This is a genomic window from uncultured Jannaschia sp. (genome assembly GCF_947494055.1).
Lineage (GTDB): Bacteria > Pseudomonadota > Alphaproteobacteria > Rhodobacterales > Rhodobacteraceae > Jannaschia.
Genome location: NZ_CANLTR010000005.1, coordinates 1 through 19,547, shown reverse-complemented (window position 1 = coordinate 19,547; position 19,547 = coordinate 1). Strand labels below are relative to the sequence as shown.

Genomic DNA, 19,547 nt, shown 5'->3' with positions numbered 1-19,547 from the left:
CGCGCTCCCTGATGAAGAGGGGCGCGCCCGTACCGTTGTGATGCGCGCGCGTAAGGCGGGCATCTTTACAACTGGGGGGCGAGGCCGCGGCGCCCCGATGATGGTTGGCACCGACTTTGCGGCGGCCCTCCTATGTGTTCTATATCCCGGGCCAACGACAGACGTTGCAGAGGCTGTTGATACCTACTGGTCGCTGCCCTTGGCCCTTTTGGAAGTGGACGATCCCGGCCGCACTAAGCCGGTCCAGTTTGGCCCGAAGGACGCTCTATCCGACGAGGTGGCGGCATACTTCGCACGTTATAAGCTGGGTTTGACCCACGGGCGCCATCCGTTCGACGGCCCCGAGAATCTGGTCGGCGTATTGACGTGCATGTTCACGGATTATTCCCCGCGCAACGACCACGACCCGAGCGACCGCATTACATTGACTGTCTGCGGGGAGCGACTGTCGATCGTCATTGAACTGCACGGAAGGTCGGCTTTTGCCGAGGACGGGCATCCTATTTGGTTCGATGAAGAAGCTGGGCCGGAATACGCAACCGTCCGACTGACCTTCGGAGCGCTGATCCACCCGCGAGGCCGCTCACTGCTCACTGAACGGACCCTTTGGGGCGATGCGCTCAACGATTTGGCAAAAGTGGGGGCTGCCTGACATGTCGCGCCCTGCCGCCCCGTCCATGCCGACGCCCACACAAGTACGCGAAGCCCTCGCCTTGGCGCGGGAGGCGAACCCGAGCGCCTACATCAAGCGTCTAGGGCCGGACGGCATCGAGTTCTGCTATCCCGGCAGCGGCGGCATGGACGACATCGACGCCATGATCGGGCGCGCGACATGACACGGCGCCGCAATCCCTTCCCTGGCGTGTTCCGCGAGACTGATCGCCACGGGCGGGCGCGCTGGCGGTTCCAGCGGGTCCGCAAGGGCGTCAAGGTCGTGGACATCTACCTGCCCGGTCCTTGGGGTTCGGATGAGTTCCGCACCGGCTACCACGCCGCCGAGGACGCCGCCGAGAAGGGCGTTGCAGCCCCTGCGCCGCTCCGGGCCGAGGCGGGGACGATCGGCCATGCCATCGAGAGCTACCTTGCGTCCGAGGCGTTCGCGAAGACGCGCGCCAAGGGCGGACTGGCCGACTCGACCAAGCGGGGCAAGCGGCTGCGTCTCGATCGCATTCGCGGCAACTATGCCGAGGCCAAGCTGGCGAGCATCGAAGCGGGTCACGTCGAACGCATGATGGCGCGATATGATGGTCCGGCGGCCGCGAACCGCTTCAAGAAAGACATCGCGCAGATCTTCGATTGGGCGGCGAAGCACCACGGCTTCAAGGGGCCGAACCCGGCGCGCCTAGCCAAGTCGCAGCGCATGCGGAAGGGCGGTCACCATAGCTGGACCGACGACGAGATCGAAGCCTTCCGGGACAAGCATCCGAGCGGCACGAAGGCGCGCCTCGCGCTCGAACTACTGTTGAACACCGGCGCCGCGCGGGTCGACGCGGTGAAGCTGGGACCGCGCAACATCCGCGCCGGTCTGATCGTCTATGAACGTCAGAAGACCGAAGACCAGGCCGAAGACGTTATCGAAGTCCCGATTCCGATCCTGCCCGAGCTGGCGAATGAATTGGCGCTGGCGGGGACGAAGGCGATGACCTTCCTGAATCACGGCACGGTGGGCAAGCCCTACCTGCCCGAGACGTTCGGCAATCTGTTCCGGGACTGGTGCGTCCAGGCTGGCGTTCCCGGCCGGGCGCACGGACTGCGGAAGGCCGGCGCCCGTATGCTAGCCGAGGCCGATGGCACCGAGATGGAGGTCGCGGCCATCCTCGGACACGCAAATACACGTGAGGCATCCCGTTACTGCGCCGCTGCGAAGCGCACGAAATTGGCCGCGTCAGGGATGCGCAAGCGCGCTCTGGCGGCAATTCCGTCCCCTAACCGGAAAGCAGGGTTAGGGGACCAACCCCCAGAAAAGTAAGGAAAGCAAATGTTTACGAAGTTCTGTGGTGATCCCGGCAGGACTCGAACCTGCAACCTATCCCTTAGGAGGGGATTGCTCTATCCAGTTGAGCCACGGGACCCCTTGGGTGCAATAGCCGTCGAACGGCCCGCTTGTCCACAGGCCGGGCGGCGCGGTAACACGGGGCCCTGACCCCGATCAGCGAGGCTTTCCCCGGGTGACGCGCCGCAACGACCGACACCGGCATCTGACGCTTCGCGACGTCTCCGAGGCGTCGGGCGTCAGCGAGATGACGGTCAGCCGCGTGCTGCGCAACCGCGGCGACGTCAGCGACCGGACGCGCGCCAAGGTGCTCGAGGCCGCGCGGCGGCTGGGCTACGTGCCCAACAAGATCGCCGGCGCGCTGGCCTCGAACCGGGTGAACCTCGTCGCCGTGATCGTGCCTTCCCTGTCGAACCTCGTCTTTCCCGAGATGCTGGCCGGCGTGGACGAGGTGCTGGGCGACACCGACCTGCAGCCCGTCGTCGGCACCACCGGCTACGACCCCGGCAAGGAGGAGCGGACGCTGTTCGAGATGCTGTCCTGGCGGCCCTCCGGCGTGATCGTCGCCGGGCTCGAGCATTCCGAGGCGAGCCGGGCGATGCTCGCCAATTCCGGCGTTCCGGTGGTCGAGGTGATGGACGTGGACGGAACGCCGGTCGATGCCGCCGTGGGGATCAGTCACTGGCGCGCGGGCTATCAGGTCGGCACCGAGATCGTGCAACGCGGCTACCGGCGGGTGGGTGTGCTCGGCACCAAGGTCGACGGCGACCACCGCGCCCGCAAGCGGCTGGAGGGGCTGGAGCGCGCGCTGCGGGAGGCCGGCGTGCCGATCGTCGACCAGATGGCCTATTCTGGACAATCGGCCTTCGGCAAGGGCCGCGAGATGACGGCGGAGATGCTGGCGCGCACGCCCGATCTGGACTTCCTGTTCTACACGAACGACCTCACTGGCGGGGGCGGCCTGCTCTACGCGCTGGAGAAGGGGTTCGACGTGGGGGGCGGGCTCGGCCTCGTGGGCTTCAACGCCTTCACCCTGCTCGACGGGCTGCCGAGGCAGCTCGCCACCGTGGACAGCCGTCGCCGCGAGGCCGGGCAGATCGCGGCGCGCATCATCCTCGGCGCGCATGCCTTCCCGGGCGAGGACCGGCGGGTCGAGCTGGTGCCGACCTTTCTGCCCGGCGACACGATGCGTTAACCATTTGTAAACCCCGATCCGCGACCGAGTGACGAGGCGCGCCCCGTACGCGCGTCGCGGCGAGACAGGCGGAGGATCGGTCATGGCGACGCTGTCACGGACATGGACGCCGGTCACCGGCTCGACCGGATGCCCGTTGCCCGGCCGTCCCGCATGAACGACATGCCCGCCGCCAACACGGTCGAATTCCAGCATACCCGCAAGGAAGGCGTGCACCGGACTTGGTTCCGGGGCGCGCATACCAATTTCGCCCCCGACCGCGCGAAGATGGCGGGGACGGGCGCCGCGCTCGACTGGGTCGTCGACGGCTGGCAGCCCGCCGCGCGGACGATCACGCCCGAGACGCGGATCACCGCCTTCGGCTCCTGCTTCGCGGCCAACATCTCGAACTGGCTGGCGGCGCGGAGCTACTCGGTGCTGACCCGCGACGAAGGCTCGAACGCCTATGTCGTGAAATGCGGCGAGGGGATGGTGAACTCCTTCGTCATCCGCCAGCAATTCGAATGGGCCTTCGAGGGGACGCGCTTCGAGGCGGAGCTCTGGCACGGCTATTCCGCCGAAAGCTACGGCTACGACGAGGCGGTGCGGCGGCAGACGTACGACATCTTCGCCCGCACCGACCTGTTCATCCTGACCTTCGGGCTCTCGGAGGTCTGGTACGACGAGGTGACGGGCGGCGTGTTCTGGCGCTCGATCCCGCAGGACGTCTACGATCCGTCGCGCCACAAGTTCCGCGTCACGACCGTCGAGGAGAACAAGGCCAACATCCGGGCGATCCACGACCTGATCCGCCGCCACCGACCGGAGGCGAGGATCATCTGCACGCTGTCGCCCGTGCCGCTCATCGCGACCTTCCGCCCCGTCTCCTGCATCAGCGCGAACGCGGTGTCGAAAAGCGTCCTGCGCGTCGCCATCGACGAGCTGATGCGCGAGCTCGGCCCCGAGGCGGGCGGCGACGGCGTGCTGCATTACTGGCCCAGCTACGAGATCGTCACCGACGTCTTCCACTCGCCCTTCAAGGGCGACCGGCGGCACCTGCCGCGGGCGGTGCTGGACTACATCATGATGCTCTTCGAGATGGTCTGGTGCGAGCGGCAGCCAACCGAGGACGAGATGCGGCGCCACTGGCTCGCCGCGCTTTCGGCGGCGGGACTGGTCTCCGACCGGCTGGAAACGGCGATCCGGGAGGTCGATGCCGGCAAGCTCGCCCGTATCCTCGCCAAGCGCAAGATCGCGCGCCATCCCGAGATGGAGGCCGGGATCCGGGCGGAGGTCGAGCGTCTGGCGGCGGCGCTGCGCGCGTGAGACCGGTGCGCGACAACGCCCGCGCCGTGATCGAGGCGCTGCCGAAGGACGCGCGGGGCGCGGAGGTCGGCACGCATGCGGGCCACCACACCGCCGCGCTTGTCGAGATCGCGCGCCCCGACGCGCTCACCCTGATCGATCCCTGGACCGAGGATGCCGGGCGCGACGTCCGCGCGCTTGCCCGGCCGATCCCGCAGGCCACCCGCGACGCGCAGGCGGCGGAGGTCGCGGCCGCCTATCCGGACGCCACGATCCTGCGGATGACCTCCGCCGAGGCGCTGGCCGGGAGGAGCGATGGCGCGCTGGACTGGCTGTGGCTCGACGGGGGCAAGCATTACGACACGATCCTGGCCGATCTGGAGGCGGCCGCGGGGGTCGTCCGGCCCGGGGGCGTCGTGGCCGGGGCCGGCTGGCACTGGGGCACGGAGCTCGGCCGCCCGGTCCGCGCCGCCGTGACCGACCTCGCCGCCCGCCTGCCGGGTGCCGTAATCGAGACGCGGGGGCGCTACTGGACGCTGCGCCTGCCCGAGCATGTGGTGCTCGCACCTCGGCCGGAGGGTCGGTTCCTTCTCGTTTCCACGATGAAGAACGAGGCGCCCTACATCCTCGAATGGATCGCCCATCACCGCGCCATCGGATTCGACGACTTCCTGATCTTCACCAACGATTGCGAAGACGGCACGACCGCGCTGCTCGATCGGTTGCAGGCGCGGGGCGTCCTCACGCACCAGCCGAACCGCGTGCTGAAGCGCGGGCCGCACAAGTCGGCGCTGAAATGGGCGAAGGATCACGTCGCGACGCTGCGCGCCGAATGGATCTTCATCGCCGACGTGGACGAATTCCTCGACATCCGCGCGGGCGACGGCACCGTCCGGGGCCTCCTGCAGACGCTCGGGCCGGAGACGGACGTTGTGAGCTTTCCGTGGAAGGTCTTCGGCAATGGCGGCGTCGAGACCTTCGCCGACCGGCCCGTGACCGCGCAGTTCACCCGCTGCGAGCCGCTTCCCCGGCGTGGCGGCCGAAAGGTCCGGGAGGTGAAGACGCTCTTTCGTCGAGCGGAAACAATGTATCATTTTGGTCTGCATCGTCCCCGTATTCGCGACAATTGGGTGGACCGGATCGTCTGGAGATCTCCCGACGGGACCGACTTGTCGGAGTGCATGAACCGGGGTCAGGTCTGGACGATGCCCTGGGGCGGGTGCCAGGAGGCGGGCTTCCTGCGGCACTATCCCCTGCGTTCGCTGGAGGCGTATGTTCTCAAGAAGAACCGCGGGCGGGCCAATCACGTGAACGAGGATCTGGGCCGCGACTACTGGGAGAAGTGGAACATGACCGGCGGTCGCGACGCCACCCCCGCCCTGCCGGGCTTCGACGCGGCGCTGGCGGAGTTACGCGCCGACCGGAGGGTGCGGCAGCTGCATCGGCAGGGCGTGGCGTGGCACCGGGCGCAATACGCCGCGCTGATGGAGGTGCCCGCCTACCGGGCGCTGCGCGACGCGCTCCAGTCGCGGGAACCGGCGGACGGGACCGCCTGAGAGGACGATCATGGCCGGAAAGCGCGACGAGACGCGGCGAAAGATGCTGGAGACGCTGCCGAAGGGCGGCACCGGCGCGGAGGTGGGCGTCTGGGAGGGGCGGTTCAGCGAGACCATCCTCGAGATCTGCGCGCCCGTGCGCCTGCACCTCATCGACCCCTGGGAATACGACCCGCGCTTCAACAATACCGGCTTCGGCCGCAAGAAGAACGCCGAGCGCATGCCCGAGATGTACGAGATGGTCTCCGCGCGCTTCGCCGGCGACGACCGCGTCGTCCTGCACCGCGCCACGTCGGAGGCGGCGCTGTCGGCGATGGCGGATGGCGACCTCGACTGGATCTACATCGACGGCAACCACAACGCGCCCTTCGTCGATGCCGACCTCGATCTGGCCTCGCGCAAGGTCCGCCCCGGCGGCGTGATCGCGGGCGACGACTACCATTGGAGCGACGGCGAGGGGACGCCGGTGAAGGACGCCGTGAACCGCCTTGTCGCGCGACTGGATACGCGTGCCGCGCTGGAGACGATGGGGCAGCAATATGTGATACGGCTGGACCGCTAGGGCGTCTCGGACGACATCCGGACGTTGCGTGTCCGCCTTCCGCCCGGCCGTGAGGCCGGGCAGCCCCCGACCGCCCCCACGGGCCGGGGCTTCATCTGCGGCCGCGGGCTGCCCACTCCGAGCTTCGCGTCGATCCTGCTGTCCTGCGCTTCGACCGTTCCCGTCGCAGCCTGCATGGAAATCAGCATTCCGGCAGGTTCACCGCAAGGCCGCCCTGGCTCGTCTCCTTGTATTTCTCCGACATGTCGCGGCCGGTCTGGCGCATCGCCTCGATGCAATTGTCGAGCGGCATGAAATGCGTGCCGTCGCCGCGCAGGCTGAGCGAGGCGGCGGAGACGGCCTTGATCGCGCCGAGGCCGTTGCGCTCGATGCAGGGCACCTGCACCAGCCCCGCCGCCGGGTCGCAGGTCATGCCGAGATGGTGCTCGAGCGCGATCTCGGCGGCGTTCTCCACCTGCGCGTTGGTGCCGCCGAGCGCTGCGCAGAGCCCGGCCGCCGCCATCGCCGAGGCGCTGCCCACCTCGCCCTGGCAGCCGACCTCGGCCCCCGAGATCGAGGCGTTGTGCTTGACGAGCCCGCCGATCGCCGCCGCCGTCAGCAGGAAGGTCCGGATGCCCTCGGGCCGCGCGCCGACGCAATGGTCGCGGTAATAGCGGATCACCGACGGCACCACGCCGGCCGCGCCGTTGGTGGGCGAGGTCACGACCCGGCCCCCGGCCGCGTTCTCCTCGTTGACCGCCATCGCGTAGACCGAGAGCCAGTCGTTGACGACATGCGGTTGCGCGAGGTTGCGGCCCGCCTCCTCGCAGAGCTGCACGTGGATCGCCTGGGCACGACGCCGCACCGAGAGGCCGCCGGGCAGGATGCCCTCCTGCGACAGACCACGGTCGATGCAGGCATCCATCGCCGACCAGATGGCGTCGATCCGTCGGCCCAACTCGCCCTCCGGAATCAACACCGTCTCGTTGCGCCATTTCATCCGGGCGATGCTCAGCCCCGACTCGGCGCCCATCCGAAGCATCTCGGCGGCCGAGCCGAACGGGTAGGGAAAGCCCGCCTCGAACTTTGCCGCGCGCAGGTCGGCGTGCCCCGCATGTTCACGCTCGGTCACGACGAAGCCGCCACCGACGGAGTAATACGTCTCCTGCATCCGAAGATGGCCCGCCGCGTCGAAGGCGCGCAGGACGAGGCCGTTGGCGTGGCCCGGCAGCGGCGGACCCCAGTCGAAGACGACGTCCTCGGCCGGATCGAACCGCATCTCCGGCAACCCCTCGGGTGCCAGCGTCCGGTCCGCCGCGAGCCGCTCGAGCGCCGCCTCCGCCCGGTCCATGTCCACGCGCGCCGGGTCGAAGCCGAGAAGGCCGAGACAGACCGCCCGGTCCGTCGCGTGGCCCTTGCCCGTCCACGCGAGCGAGCCGTGCAGCGTCGCGGTGACATGCGCGGGCGGGCCGGACCCCGGCTCCGGCTCCGTCCCGCCGGCGAGCGCGCCGAGGAAGCGGGCGGCGGCGACCATCGGCCCCATCGTGTGCGAGGAGGAGGGGCCGATGCCCGGCTTGAAGATATCGAATATGGACAGGAACATGGATGCCTCGGGACCGGCGGGCGGGCTAGCGGGCCGCACGGCCACCTTTGACCTTCCAGCGGCGGTGGAGCCAGTACCATTGCGACGGATACCGCGCCACCCACGACGAAAGACGGTCGTTGAAAACCCGCATCATCGTCTCCGCGTCGGTATGCGGGATCGGCGCCTCCAGGGTGACGACGGGCCGGCCGTCGATCTCGGGCGCGAAGGTCGGGATCAGCGGCAGGTCGTAGCGCAGCGCCAGCTCGGCCGCGGCGAGCGAGGTGCGCGCCGGATGGCCGAGATAGTCCAGATAGGGCGCGCCCTTGACGTACTGGTCGGGCAGGATCGCCATGACGGCGCCGCCGCGGAGCGCGCGCAGCAGGTCGCGGTTGCCGGCGCGGCCCTTGGCGACGATCGGCCGGCCGCCCGCCTCGAGCCCGCGTTTGAAGATCGGATCGTAATAGGGGTTGTTGCTCGGCCGGTAGATCGCGCCCGCCTCGATCCCCTCGCGTCGCAGGATGACGCGCACCGCCTCCCACTGGCCGTAATGCCCCGACAGGAGGATGGCGCCGCGCCCTTCCGCGCGGGCGGCGCGCAGCGCGGCGAGCCCCTCGCCATGCGCGTCGAGATCGGCGGCCTCCTGCGCGAAATCCTCGTTGAACCAGACGCTCGCGAGCGTGCGCCCGACATTGCGGGCGGCCTCGTGCGACAGCTGGCGACGCTCCGCCTCCGGCATGTCCGGCCAGACGAGGCGCAGGTTCGCGCGCACCCGGCGGCGCAGCGGACTGAGGCGCACGACCCATTCGGTCACTGCGCCGAGGATGCGCCGGCGGGCGGGCATGGACAGGGGGCGGAGGCAGGCGACGAGGGCGCGCAGGGCGTAGGCCTGCACCCGGTAGACGAGATCTCTCATGGGACCGGGGGTTGACCGATCGGGGCCCGCCTTTCAAGCGCGGACCTCCGCCGATGGCGGAACCGGGGGCTCCCGGGCGGCCGGGCGATTTGCTACCGGAACGGAAAACGCCGAGGGTCTCGATGCACTACGTCCTGCTTCCCGTCCTGCTCCTGCTTGCCGCCTGCGCCAGCGCGCCCGAACCGAAGCTGTCCTTCCAGACGCACGATCTCTATCCCGGCGAGACGCCGGAGGTCCGGACGCTGATCAACAAGTGGGCCGACCGTTACGAGATTCCGCGCAGCCTCGTGCACCGGGTGATCCAGCGGGAGAGCGACTACCGCCCCGGCGCCCGGAATGGCCCCTATTGGGGGATGATGCAGATCCTGCCCGCCACCGCGCGCAACATGAACTTTCAGGGCACCCCGCAGGAGCTGCTGAAGGCGGACACGGCGCTGAAATACTCGGTCCGCTACCTGCGCGGCGCCTGGATGGTCTCGGACGGCAACGAGGAAGCGGCGATGATGTGGTACGCCCGCGGCTTTTACCACGAGGCCAAGCGGCGCGGCCTGCTTCTGGCCACCGGGCTGCGCGGGGCGATGTGGCGGAACTACGATGCCGGGCTGCGGGAATTGCCGCCGCTCGACACGCGCGGCCGGGTCGTCGCGGTGGTCGAGACTTGCGGGCCGGCCGCCGGGTTCGCGGGCCTGCTCGGCGCGGAGACGTGCAGCTAGAGCGTTTGGCAGCATTCGGCGTGAGGCTCCTTGCGGCGGCGGCGTATTCCGGTTGAATCGGATCACGTCGTCCCGCCTTTGAGGCGGAGACCTTTCGTACGAAGAATGCGTTCGGGACAAGCGCGGCGAGGGTCAACGCGGAGCCCGTGATTGACTTGATGCGATCTGCCAAAGCCCCGGGGCAATGCGTAAACCGACCTACAGGCGCAGGCGATAGAAGACGACGCGTTGCGTCTCCTCGAAACCTGCGGCCGCATGGAAGGCGTGGCTCGCGGTGTTCGCGAGATCGGCGTCCGATCCGAGTTCCGAGCATCCGCTCTCATGCGCCCAGGATCGAACCGCCCGCACCAACCGGCTTCCGATGCCGCGGCCGCGGTGCTCCGCGCGCACGAAGACGCCTTCGAGAAAGGCGACCGGCGTCGTTTCGCATCCGTTCACGTGGTCGTGGCGCAAGGCGGCCTCTGCGAAGGCGCGGAGACCAGACCCATCTTCCTCCAGGACGCCGATGCAGAACCCGCCGGGTCCGGCGAGCATCGCCGCGATCTCGTCCAGATGTTCCTCGCGCGACGTATCCGTCCAGAGCTCGGCACGCAGGCCGGCCCACGCCTCGATATCCGCGATGGTGGCGATCCGGATCGACATCGCTCGATCCTTGTCCGCCTTCCCGAGCATCTGCAACTCCGCTTCGGCCGTCGCGATCTTCGAAGATGGGCGTAGAAGGGTCGTGAGCTATGCCGATGCCCAACGACGGCGCAATCGAAGGCCGCTTTCGTGACGCCCCCGGGAAAGTCGATTTCCCTGACAGGAAGACGGAGCTTCTGACGCTTTTGAAGGTAAGGTGGTGAGCCGGCAGGGGCTCGAACCCTGGACCTACTGATTAAAAGTCAGTTGCTCTACCAACTGAGCTACCGGCTCTCCGAGGCGGCTCCTAAACGGGGGGTCTCGGCCCGTCAAGCGGGCCCTTTCAAAATCGCGACGCCGCGCGTATCTGCGCGCGCATGACCTGGACCCCTGCAGACGGCCTGCCGTTCATGAAGATGCACGGCCTCGGCAACGATTTCGTCGTGGTGGACGAGCGCGCGACCGGTCCCGCCGTCGATGCCGCGCTGGCACGGGCGATGGGCGACCGGCATCTCGGCGTAGGCTTCGACCAGCTCGCGGTGATCCGGGACGACGCGGAGGCGGATCTCGCGCTGGTGTTCTGGAACGCGGACGGGAGCACCGCCGGCGCCTGCGGCAACGCGACCCGCTGCGTCGCGGCCCGGGAGATGGCGCGGCGCGGGACGGATGCGCTCACGATCCGGACGGAACGCGGCCTGCTTCGCGCCGAGGCGCGCGGGGAGGGGCTGACGGCGGTGAACATGGGGGCGCCGATCCTCGACTGGTGCGCGGTGCCGCTGGCCCGCGAGGTCGACCTTCTGCACCTGCCGCTCGACGGCGATCCGGTCGCGACCGGGATGGGCAACCCGCACTGCACCTTTTTCGTCGACGATGCCGAGGCGGCCGACCTCGCCGCCTACGGCGCGTTCGAGCGGAACGCGCTGTTCCCCGAGGGCACCAACGTGCAGGTCGTGCATCGCATCGCGCCCGACCACCTGCGGATGCGGGTCTGGGAGCGTGGCGTGGGACCGACGCTCGCCTCCGGCTCCTCCTCCTGCGCCGTGGCGGTGGCCGCCGCGCGGCGGGGGCTGACCGGGCGGGCCGTGCGGATCGATCTCGACGGCGGGACGATCCATGTCGACTGGCGCGAGGACGGCGTCTGGATGACGGGGCCGACCGCGCATGTCTTCGACGGCGTCTGGCCGCGGGGCGCGGCATGAGCGCGCCGATCCTGTCGAACCACGGCTGCCGTCTGAACGCCTACGAGGCGGAGGCGATGCGCGAGCTGGCCACGGGCGCCGGGCTCGAGGACGTGGTGATCGTGAACACCTGCGCCGTGACCGCCGAGGCGGTGCGCAAGGGGCGGCAGGACATCCGCCGCCTGCGCCGCGACCATCCGGACGCGCGTATCGTCGTGACCGGCTGCGCCGCGCAGACCGACCCCGACGGCTTCGCCGCGATGGACGAGGTGGACGCGGTGGTGGGCAACGCCGAGAAGATGCGGGCGGAGACTTGGGCCGGCCTCGCCACCGGCGGAACCGAGCCGGTGCAGGTCGACGACATCATGTCGGTGACGGAGACGGCCGGGCACCTGATCGACGGGTTCGGCACGCGCTCCCGCGCCTATGTGCAGGTCCAGAACGGCTGCGACCACCGCTGCACCTTCTGCATCATTCCCTACGGGCGCGGGAACAGCCGCTCGGTGCCCGCCGGCGTCGTGGTCGAGCAAATCCGGCGGCTGACGGGGCGGGGGTTCAACGAGGTGGTCCTGACCGGGGTGGACCTGACCTCCTGGGGCGCGGACCTGCCGGGACGGCCCGGGCTGGGCGATCTCGTCCTGCGCATCCTGCGGCTGGTGCCGGACCTGCCGCGTCTGCGCATCAGCTCCATCGACTCGATCGAGGTGGACGCGGCGCTGTTGCGGGCAATCGCGGAGGAAGAACGGCTGATGCCGCATCTCCACCTCTCGCTCCAGCACGGGTCGGACCTGATCCTGAAGCGGATGAAGCGCCGGCACCTGCGCGGCGACGCGATCCGCTTCGTGGAGGCGGCGCGGCGGCTGCGGCCCGACATGACCTTCGGCGCCGACATCATCGCGGGCTTCCCGACCGAAAGCGAGGCGCAGTTCGCGGATTCGTTGCGGCTCGTGGAGGAATGCGATCTGACCTGGCTGCACGTCTTCCCCTATTCGCCGCGCGCCGGCACGCCCGCGGCGCGGATGCCGGCCGTCGACGGAACGACGATCCGGGCGCGCGCGGCGCGGCTGCGCGCGGCGGGGGAGGCCGCCGTCGAGAAGCATCTGGCCGAACAGGTCGGACGCGACCACGCCGTCCTGATGGAATCCTCCCGCATGGGCCGCACGGCGCAATTCGCCGAAGTCACCTTCGACGCGGATCAGCCGGTCGGCGCGATCGTCCCCGCGCGGATCACCGGCATCGCGGGCCGGTCCCTGACGGTGAGGGCCTGAGGCGGTCCGGACGCGGATTGCACCTTGGACCGCTTTCGCCCCGGCGCTAGGCTCCGCCGGCCAAGCGACCGGAGTCCGCGCATGCACATCCTCTCCTCCCCCGCCTCGCCCTTCGTCCGGAAGGTCCGCGTGGTCCTGCTCGAGACGAAGCAGACCGATATCGAGGTCCGCGCCGTCACCTCGAGTCCGATGGGCGGCGAGGCCGTGCTGAACGCGGCGAACCCGTCGGGCAAGATCCCCGTCCTCGTGCGCGACGACGGGCCCGCGATCTACGACAGCCGCGTGATCTGCCGGTTCCTCGACCACCGGGCGGGCGCGAAGCTCTACCCGGAGGCGCGGCTCTGGGACGTGCTGGCCCTCGAGGCCAATGCCGACGCGATCATGGAGGCGGCGCTCGCGATCATCTACGAGAAGCGCCTGCGGCCGGAGACCCTCTGGTGGCCGGACTGGTTCGAGGCGCAATGGGCAAAGATCGCCCGCTCGCTCGACGCGCTGGAGCACCGATCGATGCCGCTTCTGGAAGGGCCGCTCAACATGGCGCAGATCTCCGTCGGATGCGCGCTTGGCTATCTGGATTTCCGGCTTGGCGACCGGGCCTGGCGCGAGGGGCGTCCGACGCTCGCCGCCTGGGAGGCGCGCTTCGCCGCGCGCGACGCGATGCAGGCGACGAAGCCCGATTGACCGAGGTGGTGACGATCGCCGAGGTCACCGACCTCGCCGCGCCGCTCGCCATCCGGGCGGAGGTGTTCATCGAGGAGCAGGGCGTTTCGCGGCCGGACGAGGTGGACGGCCGGGACGGCGACTGCCTGCATTGGCTCGCAACGGATGGCGAGGGGCCGGTCGCCACGCTGCGCGTCCTGCCGAGGGGAGACGTGGCGAAAATCCAGCGCGTGGCCGTCCTGCGCCGGGCGCGGGGCACCGGGCTCGGCGCGGCGCTCATGCGGCACGTGATGGCGGCGCTTGCGGAACGAGGGTTCCGGCGTGCCACGCTCGGCGCGCAGACGGAGGCGATCGGTTTCTACACGCGGCTGGGTTTCGTCGCGCGCGGGCCGATCTACGACGATGCGGGCATCCCGCACCGCGACATGGACCGCGACCTCGGGGATACAGGCTGACAATACACGAAGATGCGCGCGTTTGTCCGCTGGAACTCCGCCCCGACCTTGCGCTATGGGAGACGGAACGCGGGCGGGAGGTGACTCCACGTCCCGACGCAGTGTTTTGACGATCGGTTCCATCCGGACCGACACCAGACCGGGAGATGGCTTCGTGTCACATGCCGACGATCACGCGGGCACCCGCCGCGATTTCCTGTACTACGCCACTGGCGCCGCCGGACTCGTTGCGACCGGGGCCGCCGTCTGGCCGCTGGTCAACCAGATGAACCCCTCCGCCGACGTGCAGGCGCTGGCCTCGATCGACGTCGACGTCGCGGGCGTGGAGCCGGGCACGCAGCTCACGGTGAAGTGGCTGGGCAAGCCGGTCTTCATCCGCCGCCGCACCGAGGAGGAGATCACGGCCGCCCGCGAGGTCGACATCTCCGCGCTGCCCGATCCGAACGCCGAGAACGCCAATATTGAGGCGGGCTCCCCTGCGACGGACGACAACCGCGTGCTGGCCGGCTTCAACGACGACGATTCCGCCCCGGCGAGCGGTGAATGGCTCGTGATGATCGGCGTCTGCACCCACTTGGGTTGCGTGCCGCTCGGCGATGCCGGCGATTTCGGCGGTTGGTTCTGCCCATGCCACGGCTCGCACTACGACACCGCGGGCCGCATCCGCCGCGGCCCCGCGCCGCGGAACCTTCCGGTTCCGCTGGCGGAGTTTACATCCGAAACGAACATCAGGCTGGGCTGAGGAGGCACCGACATGGCTGGCATTCCGCACGACCACTACGAACCGAACTCCGGCGCCGAGCGCTGGGTTCACAGGCGTATCCCGATCCTGAGCCTGATCTACGACACGCTCTACATCCCGACGCCCAAGAACCTCAACTGGATGTGGATCTGGGGCATCATCCTGACCTTCACGCTGGTGCTGCAGATCATCACTGGCATCGTGCTGGTCATGCATTACACGCCGCATGTCGACTACGCTTTCGCGAGCGTCGAGCACATCATGCGTAACGTGAACGGCGGCTGGGCGCTGCGCTACGTGCATGCGAACGGCGCGTCGCTGTTCTTCGTCGCGGTCTACGCGCATATCTTCCGCAACCTCTACTACGGGTCCTACAAGACGCCGCGGGAGATCACGTGGATCATCGGCATCGTCATCTACCTGCTGATGATGGGCACGGCGTTCATGGGCTACGTCCTGCCCTGGGGTCAGATGTCGTTCTGGGGCGCGACCGTGATCACCGGCCTGTTCGGCGCGGTGCCGTGGGTCGGCGAGTCGATCCAGGCTTGGCTGCTCGGCGGGCCGGCGGTGGACAACGCGACGCTCAACCGCTTCTTCTCGCTGCACTACCTGATGCCGTTCCTGATCCTCGGTCTGACGGTTGTGCATATCTGGTCGTTCCACTCGACCGGCAACAACAACCCGACCGGGGTCGAGGTGCGCCGCACCTCCAAGGAGGAGGCCGCGCGCGACACGCTGCCGTTCTGGCCGTATTTCGTCATCAAGGACTTCTTCGCGCTGGCCGTGATCCTGCTCGTCTTCTTCGCGATAGTCGGGTTCATGCCGAACTATCTCGGCCACCCGGACAACTACATCGAGGCGAACGCCCTCGCGACGCCGGCGCACATCGTGCCGGAATGGTATTTCCTGCCGTTCTACGCGATCCTTCGCGCCTTCACCGGCGACGTCTGGGTCGTGATCGCGGCCAACTGGCTGACGGGCGGCATCGTCGACGCCAAGTTCTTCGGCGTGCTCGCGATGTTCGGTGCGATCGTGGCGATGGCGCTGGCGCCCTGGCTCGACACGTCGTCGGTCCGTTCGGGCCGGTACCGCCCGATGTTCAAGTGGTGGTTCTGGCTGCTGGTCGTCGACTTCTTCCTGCTGATGTGGCTTGGCTCGATGCCGGCGGAGGAGCCGTGGGCCTCGATCTCGCTGATTGCCTCGGCCTACTGGTTCGCTTACTTCCTCGTGATCCTGCCGCTGCTCGGCGTGATCGAGAAGCCGACCGCACGGCCCCGGACCATCGAGGACGACTTCGCCAGCCATTACGGCGAGGCGGGCGATGCGACCGGCATGCGCCTGCCGGGCGAGAAATCCGCCAGCCCGGCTGAATAAGGAGAGGGACAAATGCTGTCGACCTGCACCAAAGCCCTCGCGGCTCTCGCACTCATGACCTCGGTAACCGTCGCGGCCGAGGAGGGGGTTCACCAGGAAATCACCGATTACGAGTTCTCGTTCGAGGGGCTGTTCGGGACCTACGACCAGAACCAGCTCCAGCGCGGGCTCAAGGTCTATACCGAGGTCTGCGCCTCCTGCCACGGATTGAAGTTCGTGCCGATCCGGACGTTGGGTGACGAGGGCGCGCTCGGCTACTCGGAGGCGCAGGTGCAGGCCTATGCTTCGACCGTCGAGGTCTACGACCCTGCGCTGAACGACCCCGACCCGATCGGTGACTTCCGGCCCGCGACGCCGACGGACAACTTCCCTGCGAACAACACGCAGAACGCACCCGACCTGTCGCTGATGGCGAAGGCGCGGGCAGGCTTCCACGGGCCCTACAACCTCGGGGTCAACCAGCTCGTGAACGGCATGGGCGGGCCCGAATACATCGCCTCCCTCCTCGTTAGCTATACGGGCGAGGAGCGGGAACAGGCCGGAACGATCCTTTACGAGAACACCGCCTTTCCGAGCGGATGGATCAGCATGCCGCCGCCCCTCGGGGATGATTACGTGGCGTTCGACGACGGTGCGCCGACCGATGCCGTCAGCGCCGCGAAGGACGTTGCCGCCTTCCTGATGTGGACGGCAGAACCGAAGCTCGCGGCCCGCAAGCAGATGGGCTTGACGGCCATCGTCCTGCTCGGTGTGCTTTCGGTGCTTCTCTACTTGACCAACAAACGCATCTGGTCGCGCGTGAAGGGGCCGAAGAAAAGCTGAGCGGCCCAGGGATGGCGCGGTTCGGACCGGTCCCCGGCGGGACCGGTCTTTTCTTGTGGGAGGGGCCGGGCAATACTCTGGCAGAATGACCGAGGGGCCGATGAACGAGTCGCGCAGATCACAATCCATCGCCGGTAAGACCGCCGCTGTTTGCTCGGTTTTCGGTTGGGTCGTCATCGTCGTCGGTCTGCTTGTTGCCCTTGCCGGTGCGATGACCGGCGTATCACCGGTCATGAGCGGGGCTGTTGATGCCTCGGACGGTCCGATCGCCCGCATCGTCGTAGTGTCGCTTGGCTTGGGATTTGCACTGATCGGCTTGTATGGCGTCACATTAGCGGGCCTGAGCCGCACCGTCATGGATCAGGCGGACGTTTCTCTCGAGTTGCGCGCCTTGCTACGGGAATGGCCAGCGCCCGCCAAGCCGGAGCTCAAGGGAGTATCGCAGCCCGCGCCCACACAAACGCCTAAGGATCCGTCGGCCATCGCGCTCGGCCTGCGTGGTCGGATCGGGGCGTCGAAGATTTTGCCGACACGCAACGCGCCGCCGCTCGGCGTCCGTTCTCACACCGGCGCACCGGACCGGAAGCACCCGATCTTCACCGCGCGTCCGCCGCAATAGGTCGCGGACGGCGGAGAATGTGTACAATGCGAAGGCTTGATTTGCCGATAGTTTAACCGCTCTCGCCGTCTCCACCGCAGGGCTTCAATCCCGCTAGCTTTTCTATAACGTTCCATCGTTCTTCCGCTGAACGTTGTAGATGCGGATTAAGCTCAGAGGAGATCAGGGCGACTGACATTTCGTTGCTCGGTGTCGTCAGCTTCGATACTGCCGGACATTAGTCCCCCAAATCTGGAACAAAGGCACGATGTATGGGAACGCAAACTTCCCTGACAGGTACAGAATGACATTTCGGAACGACGCGGGCGGCATCGGCTAGATGCTGCGGCAGTCCTTCATACTTGCTAAGGAAAGGCAGCTATCAGCTAAGCCGTTCCCGGTTGTTCCGTCCGGTAAGACGGCTGGAACGCCTTAACCAACACGGTCGTCTCTGGCGTGCGGATCACGGAGGGTGAAAATGGCGGGGATTTGATTGCATGGGCCGGTCAACGACATGCAGTGGGCCGCTTTGGACACACCGCTTACCATCGGCGCGGCCGAGCATCTGGCCAATGACGGCAATCCCGACCGCGACTCGCTGACGATCGTTGTGGTATCGGACCCCGACGCAGCGGGAGGTAGCGTCGCGCTGTCGGGCGACGTGGTGGCTTTCACCCCGGCAGCGGGCTTCGCCGGGATGACGCGCTTCAACTACGACCTCGTCGACACGAACCGCGCCACCGTCGTCGATGGCAGGGCGTCGCTCGAGCCGTCCGGAACCAAATGGAGGAAGCTTTCGCTGCGCGAGCCGCTCACGGTCGGTACCGACACCGTCCTGCGCTTCACCTTCGGTGTGGGACAAATCGGCAAGATCATGAGCATCGCTTCGATACCGGCAACTTCTACGGCTCGACGGCGAATCGGGTCCTGTTACAGTTCGCAAGCACGTAAGTTTGGTCAGCCTATGCCGAGCAGGCTACTCAAGATACCAGAGCGCCGACTGCGCGGACACGATCGAGATCGCACCCGGCGACTGGGCCGGCCAGACCCTTGCCCACGTCGTCTTCATGAACGCAACGAGCCGGCAGCACCGCCACATGCCGCTTCCCCAACGTGTCGATCGTGCAGAAAGCCGTCGCCAAAGCCGATCCGGTGGCGATGGACGACGCGGGCCTCGTAATCGCCGGCGGCCAGATGGCGGTGATTGATCGGCAACGCTTCTGGGCAACGACAGCGGGCCTGAGGACGTCGCGATTTCGTTCGCCCCCGTGGCCGGTGTCACGTGCAGGAACGTCAGCTTCGAGGATGGGGCTAATTTTACTTCAGCCCGGAGGACAGTATCGACGACTAAGCGAGCTTCAAGCACACGATCTAAGACGCGTTCCGTGGGACCAGCACGGTCAGAATGGGCCCACGTCGTCAACATCGATTCCGAGCCCGACGACGCCAGCTTCGAGGACGGCACGCCGCCTTTTCTGACGCCTGCCCAGCACTCGGATAACGACGGTGATGCCCTGACGTCGAAAGGCGTCGGCAACATTACATGCGGCACCTTCGGTTACGAATCCGGCCAGATCGCCTTCGTGCTAGAGACTAGCTCCGCTGCACCGACGCCGTTCGACGACAAGATTGCCCATCCGCGCGGCGGGAGCGCGACCGCCACGGTCACCGCACGGCGATCAGCTTGGCGAAGAGTAAGGGGGCGGGGACGCATGATCGGCTGCACTTGGGGCGAAGTGAATACAAAGTTGCACGCCGTCATTGACAGCGTCAGGCGTCCAATCGGACTCTTCCTCACCGCGGGTCAGGTCAGAGACTATGTCAATGCCCGGGTTCTGTGCGAACCTAACCCCGTCTGTTGACTGGCTCATCGCTGACCGGGGCGGCGACGCCGCCTGGAAAGGTGGCTCGTTTTGTCTGAACAGGTTCCGGGCGTTTCTTGAGTGGATTTCCGCCTTGGTTACGCAGCGGCCGCCTGAGGCATCAACGGTTTGAAATAGGCCTGATCGGGGGTTTTCCCGTCAAGCGATGAATGTGGACGGCGGCTGT

Annotated in this window: 20 protein-coding genes, 2 tRNA genes and 1 pseudogene; 18 read left to right on the top strand and 5 right to left on the bottom strand. The window is 67.7% G+C overall.

The window, feature by feature from the left end; all coding sequences use genetic code 11:
- Nucleotides 1-97: 97 nt before the first annotated feature.
- The 3 genes from Q1A87_RS06525 to Q1A87_RS06515 all read left to right on the top strand — a co-directional run bounded on the left by Q1A87_RS06525 (nucleotide 98) and on the right by Q1A87_RS06515 (nucleotide 1,969).
- Complete coding sequence (locus tag Q1A87_RS06525; RefSeq protein WP_299648543.1) at nucleotides 98-652, top strand: hypothetical protein; 555 nt, start codon at nucleotides 98-100, stop codon at nucleotides 650-652.
- A gap of 1 nt (nucleotide 653) precedes the next feature.
- On the top strand, nucleotides 654-836 hold the full coding sequence (locus Q1A87_RS06520; protein ID WP_299648540.1) for a hypothetical protein: 183 nt from the start codon (nucleotides 654-656) through the stop codon (nucleotides 834-836).
- Between the two features lie 98 nt (nucleotides 837-934).
- Nucleotides 935-1,969 (top strand): tyrosine-type recombinase/integrase, encoded by a 1,035-nt coding sequence (locus tag Q1A87_RS06515; RefSeq protein WP_299648537.1) that lies wholly within the window; start codon nucleotides 935-937, stop codon nucleotides 1,967-1,969.
- 26 nt (nucleotides 1,970-1,995) lie between these two features.
- Here the strand turns inward: Q1A87_RS06515 and Q1A87_RS06510 are convergent.
- Nucleotides 1,996-2,072: transfer RNA gene (locus Q1A87_RS06510), tRNA-Arg, on the bottom strand.
- Nucleotides 2,073-2,168: 96 nt separating this feature from the next.
- Here Q1A87_RS06510 and Q1A87_RS06505 point away from each other — a divergent pair.
- From Q1A87_RS06505 to Q1A87_RS06490, 4 genes are all read left to right on the top strand, one after another.
- Nucleotides 2,169-3,188: a LacI family DNA-binding transcriptional regulator gene (locus Q1A87_RS06505; RefSeq protein WP_299648533.1), complete on the top strand. Its 1,020-nt coding sequence runs from the start codon at nucleotides 2,169-2,171 to the stop codon at nucleotides 3,186-3,188.
- 102 nt (nucleotides 3,189-3,290) lie between these two features.
- Nucleotides 3,291-4,493: a GSCFA domain-containing protein gene (locus tag Q1A87_RS06500; RefSeq protein WP_299648530.1), complete on the top strand. Its 1,203-nt coding sequence runs from the start codon at nucleotides 3,291-3,293 to the stop codon at nucleotides 4,491-4,493.
- Nucleotides 4,490-6,028 (top strand): glycosyltransferase family 2 protein, encoded by a 1,539-nt coding sequence (locus Q1A87_RS06495; RefSeq protein ID WP_299648527.1) that lies wholly within the window; start codon nucleotides 4,490-4,492, stop codon nucleotides 6,026-6,028. Before Q1A87_RS06500 ends, Q1A87_RS06495 begins: the two co-directional genes overlap by 4 nt.
- A gap of 10 nt (nucleotides 6,029-6,038) precedes the next feature.
- On the top strand, nucleotides 6,039-6,590 hold the full coding sequence (locus tag Q1A87_RS06490; RefSeq protein WP_299648524.1) for a class I SAM-dependent methyltransferase: 552 nt from the start codon (nucleotides 6,039-6,041) through the stop codon (nucleotides 6,588-6,590).
- A gap of 181 nt (nucleotides 6,591-6,771) precedes the next feature.
- Here Q1A87_RS06490 and Q1A87_RS06485 read toward each other — a convergent pair whose 3' ends face one another.
- Nucleotides 6,772-8,172, bottom strand: coding sequence for an L-serine ammonia-lyase (locus tag Q1A87_RS06485; protein ID WP_299648521.1), 1,401 nt, complete (start codon nucleotides 8,170-8,172; stop codon nucleotides 6,772-6,774).
- A 25-nt stretch (nucleotides 8,173-8,197) separates the two neighbouring features.
- Complete coding sequence (locus Q1A87_RS06480; RefSeq protein ID WP_299648518.1) at nucleotides 8,198-9,067, bottom strand: lysophospholipid acyltransferase family protein; 870 nt, start codon at nucleotides 9,065-9,067, stop codon at nucleotides 8,198-8,200.
- 122 nt (nucleotides 9,068-9,189) lie between these two features.
- Here Q1A87_RS06480 and Q1A87_RS06475 point away from each other — a divergent pair, with 122 nt between their 5' ends.
- Nucleotides 9,190-9,780 (top strand): lytic transglycosylase domain-containing protein, encoded by a 591-nt coding sequence (locus Q1A87_RS06475; RefSeq protein WP_363322956.1) that lies wholly within the window; start codon nucleotides 9,190-9,192, stop codon nucleotides 9,778-9,780.
- A 198-nt stretch (nucleotides 9,781-9,978) separates the two neighbouring features.
- Here Q1A87_RS06475 and aac(6') read toward each other — a convergent pair whose 3' ends face one another.
- Both aac(6') and Q1A87_RS06465 read right to left on the bottom strand, forming a co-directional pair.
- On the bottom strand, nucleotides 9,979-10,452 hold the full coding sequence (gene aac(6') / locus Q1A87_RS06470) for an aminoglycoside 6'-N-acetyltransferase (protein ID WP_299648515.1): 474 nt from the start codon (nucleotides 10,450-10,452) through the stop codon (nucleotides 9,979-9,981).
- Between the two features lie 167 nt (nucleotides 10,453-10,619).
- A tRNA-Lys gene (locus Q1A87_RS06465) sits at nucleotides 10,620-10,695 on the bottom strand.
- An 83-nt stretch (nucleotides 10,696-10,778) separates the two neighbouring features.
- On the opposite strand from Q1A87_RS06465, the gene dapF reads away from it, so the two are divergent.
- The 10 genes and pseudogenes from dapF to Q1A87_RS06415 form a co-directional block, all read left to right on the top strand.
- The gene (gene dapF / locus Q1A87_RS06460; RefSeq protein WP_299648512.1) at nucleotides 10,779-11,600 is read left to right on the top strand and encodes a diaminopimelate epimerase; all 822 of its coding nucleotides are present in this window, start codon (nucleotides 10,779-10,781) and stop codon (nucleotides 11,598-11,600) included.
- Entirely contained in the window at nucleotides 11,597-12,847 is a 1,251-nt protein-coding gene (gene mtaB / locus Q1A87_RS06455; protein ID WP_299648509.1) for a tRNA (N(6)-L-threonylcarbamoyladenosine(37)-C(2))-methylthiotransferase MtaB, read from the top strand. Before dapF ends, mtaB begins: the two co-directional genes overlap by 4 nt.
- 81 nt (nucleotides 12,848-12,928) lie before the next feature.
- Complete coding sequence (locus Q1A87_RS06450; RefSeq protein WP_299648506.1) at nucleotides 12,929-13,528, top strand: glutathione S-transferase; 600 nt, start codon at nucleotides 12,929-12,931, stop codon at nucleotides 13,526-13,528.
- Entirely contained in the window at nucleotides 13,525-13,962 is a 438-nt protein-coding gene (locus Q1A87_RS06445; RefSeq protein ID WP_299648503.1) for a GNAT family N-acetyltransferase, read from the top strand. The genes Q1A87_RS06450 and Q1A87_RS06445 overlap by 4 nt, the downstream gene beginning before the upstream one ends.
- Nucleotides 13,963-14,116: 154 nt before the next feature.
- The gene (gene petA / locus Q1A87_RS06440) at nucleotides 14,117-14,704 is read left to right on the top strand and encodes a ubiquinol-cytochrome c reductase iron-sulfur subunit (protein WP_299648500.1); all 588 of its coding nucleotides are present in this window, start codon (nucleotides 14,117-14,119) and stop codon (nucleotides 14,702-14,704) included.
- Nucleotides 14,705-14,716: 12 nt separating this feature from the next.
- The gene (locus Q1A87_RS06435; protein WP_299648497.1) at nucleotides 14,717-16,078 is read left to right on the top strand and encodes a cytochrome b N-terminal domain-containing protein; all 1,362 of its coding nucleotides are present in this window, start codon (nucleotides 14,717-14,719) and stop codon (nucleotides 16,076-16,078) included.
- A gap of 12 nt (nucleotides 16,079-16,090) precedes the next feature.
- Nucleotides 16,091-16,900: a cytochrome c1 gene (locus Q1A87_RS06430; RefSeq protein ID WP_299648494.1), complete on the top strand. Its 810-nt coding sequence runs from the start codon at nucleotides 16,091-16,093 to the stop codon at nucleotides 16,898-16,900.
- A 100-nt stretch (nucleotides 16,901-17,000) separates the two neighbouring features.
- The gene (locus Q1A87_RS06425; protein ID WP_299648491.1) at nucleotides 17,001-17,519 is read left to right on the top strand and encodes a hypothetical protein; all 519 of its coding nucleotides are present in this window, start codon (nucleotides 17,001-17,003) and stop codon (nucleotides 17,517-17,519) included.
- Nucleotides 17,520-17,991: 472 nt separating this feature from the next.
- A complete protein-coding gene (locus tag Q1A87_RS06420; RefSeq protein WP_299648488.1) occupies nucleotides 17,992-18,678 on the top strand; it encodes an Ig-like domain-containing protein in 687 nt (228 codons plus the stop codon).
- 520 nt (nucleotides 18,679-19,198) lie between these two features.
- Nucleotides 19,199-19,397, top strand: a pseudogene (locus Q1A87_RS06415) (IS5/IS1182 family transposase); the annotation flags it as partial.
- Nucleotides 19,398-19,547: the final 150 nt, after the last annotated feature.

Excerpts from the sequence above, each read along its gene's own strand:
- Q1A87_RS06525 (WP_299648543.1), top strand. The coding sequence starts at position 98 with ATGATGGTTGGCACCGACTTTGCGGCGGCCCTCCTATGTGTTCTATAT.
- Q1A87_RS06520 (WP_299648540.1), top strand. The coding sequence starts at position 654 with ATGTCGCGCCCTGCCGCCCCGTCCATGCCGACGCCCACACAAGTACGC.
- Q1A87_RS06500 (WP_299648530.1), top strand. The coding sequence starts at position 3,291 with ATGGACGCCGGTCACCGGCTCGACCGGATGCCCGTTGCCCGGCCGTCC.
- Q1A87_RS06490 (WP_299648524.1), top strand. The coding sequence starts at position 6,039 with ATGGCCGGAAAGCGCGACGAGACGCGGCGAAAGATGCTGGAGACGCTG.
- Q1A87_RS06485 (WP_299648521.1), bottom strand. The coding sequence starts at position 8,172 with ATGTTCCTGTCCATATTCGATATCTTCAAGCCGGGCATCGGCCCCTCC.
- Q1A87_RS06480 (WP_299648518.1), bottom strand. The coding sequence starts at position 9,067 with ATGAGAGATCTCGTCTACCGGGTGCAGGCCTACGCCCTGCGCGCCCTC.
- Q1A87_RS06475 (WP_363322956.1), top strand. The coding sequence starts at position 9,190 with ATGCACTACGTCCTGCTTCCCGTCCTGCTCCTGCTTGCCGCCTGCGCC.
- dapF (WP_299648512.1), top strand. The coding sequence starts at position 10,779 with ATGACCTGGACCCCTGCAGACGGCCTGCCGTTCATGAAGATGCACGGC.
- mtaB (WP_299648509.1), top strand. The coding sequence starts at position 11,597 with ATGAGCGCGCCGATCCTGTCGAACCACGGCTGCCGTCTGAACGCCTAC.
- Q1A87_RS06450 (WP_299648506.1), top strand. The coding sequence starts at position 12,929 with ATGCACATCCTCTCCTCCCCCGCCTCGCCCTTCGTCCGGAAGGTCCGC.
- Q1A87_RS06435 (WP_299648497.1), top strand. The coding sequence starts at position 14,717 with ATGGCTGGCATTCCGCACGACCACTACGAACCGAACTCCGGCGCCGAG.
- Q1A87_RS06430 (WP_299648494.1), top strand. The coding sequence starts at position 16,091 with ATGCTGTCGACCTGCACCAAAGCCCTCGCGGCTCTCGCACTCATGACC.
- Q1A87_RS06425 (WP_299648491.1), top strand. The coding sequence starts at position 17,001 with ATGAACGAGTCGCGCAGATCACAATCCATCGCCGGTAAGACCGCCGCT.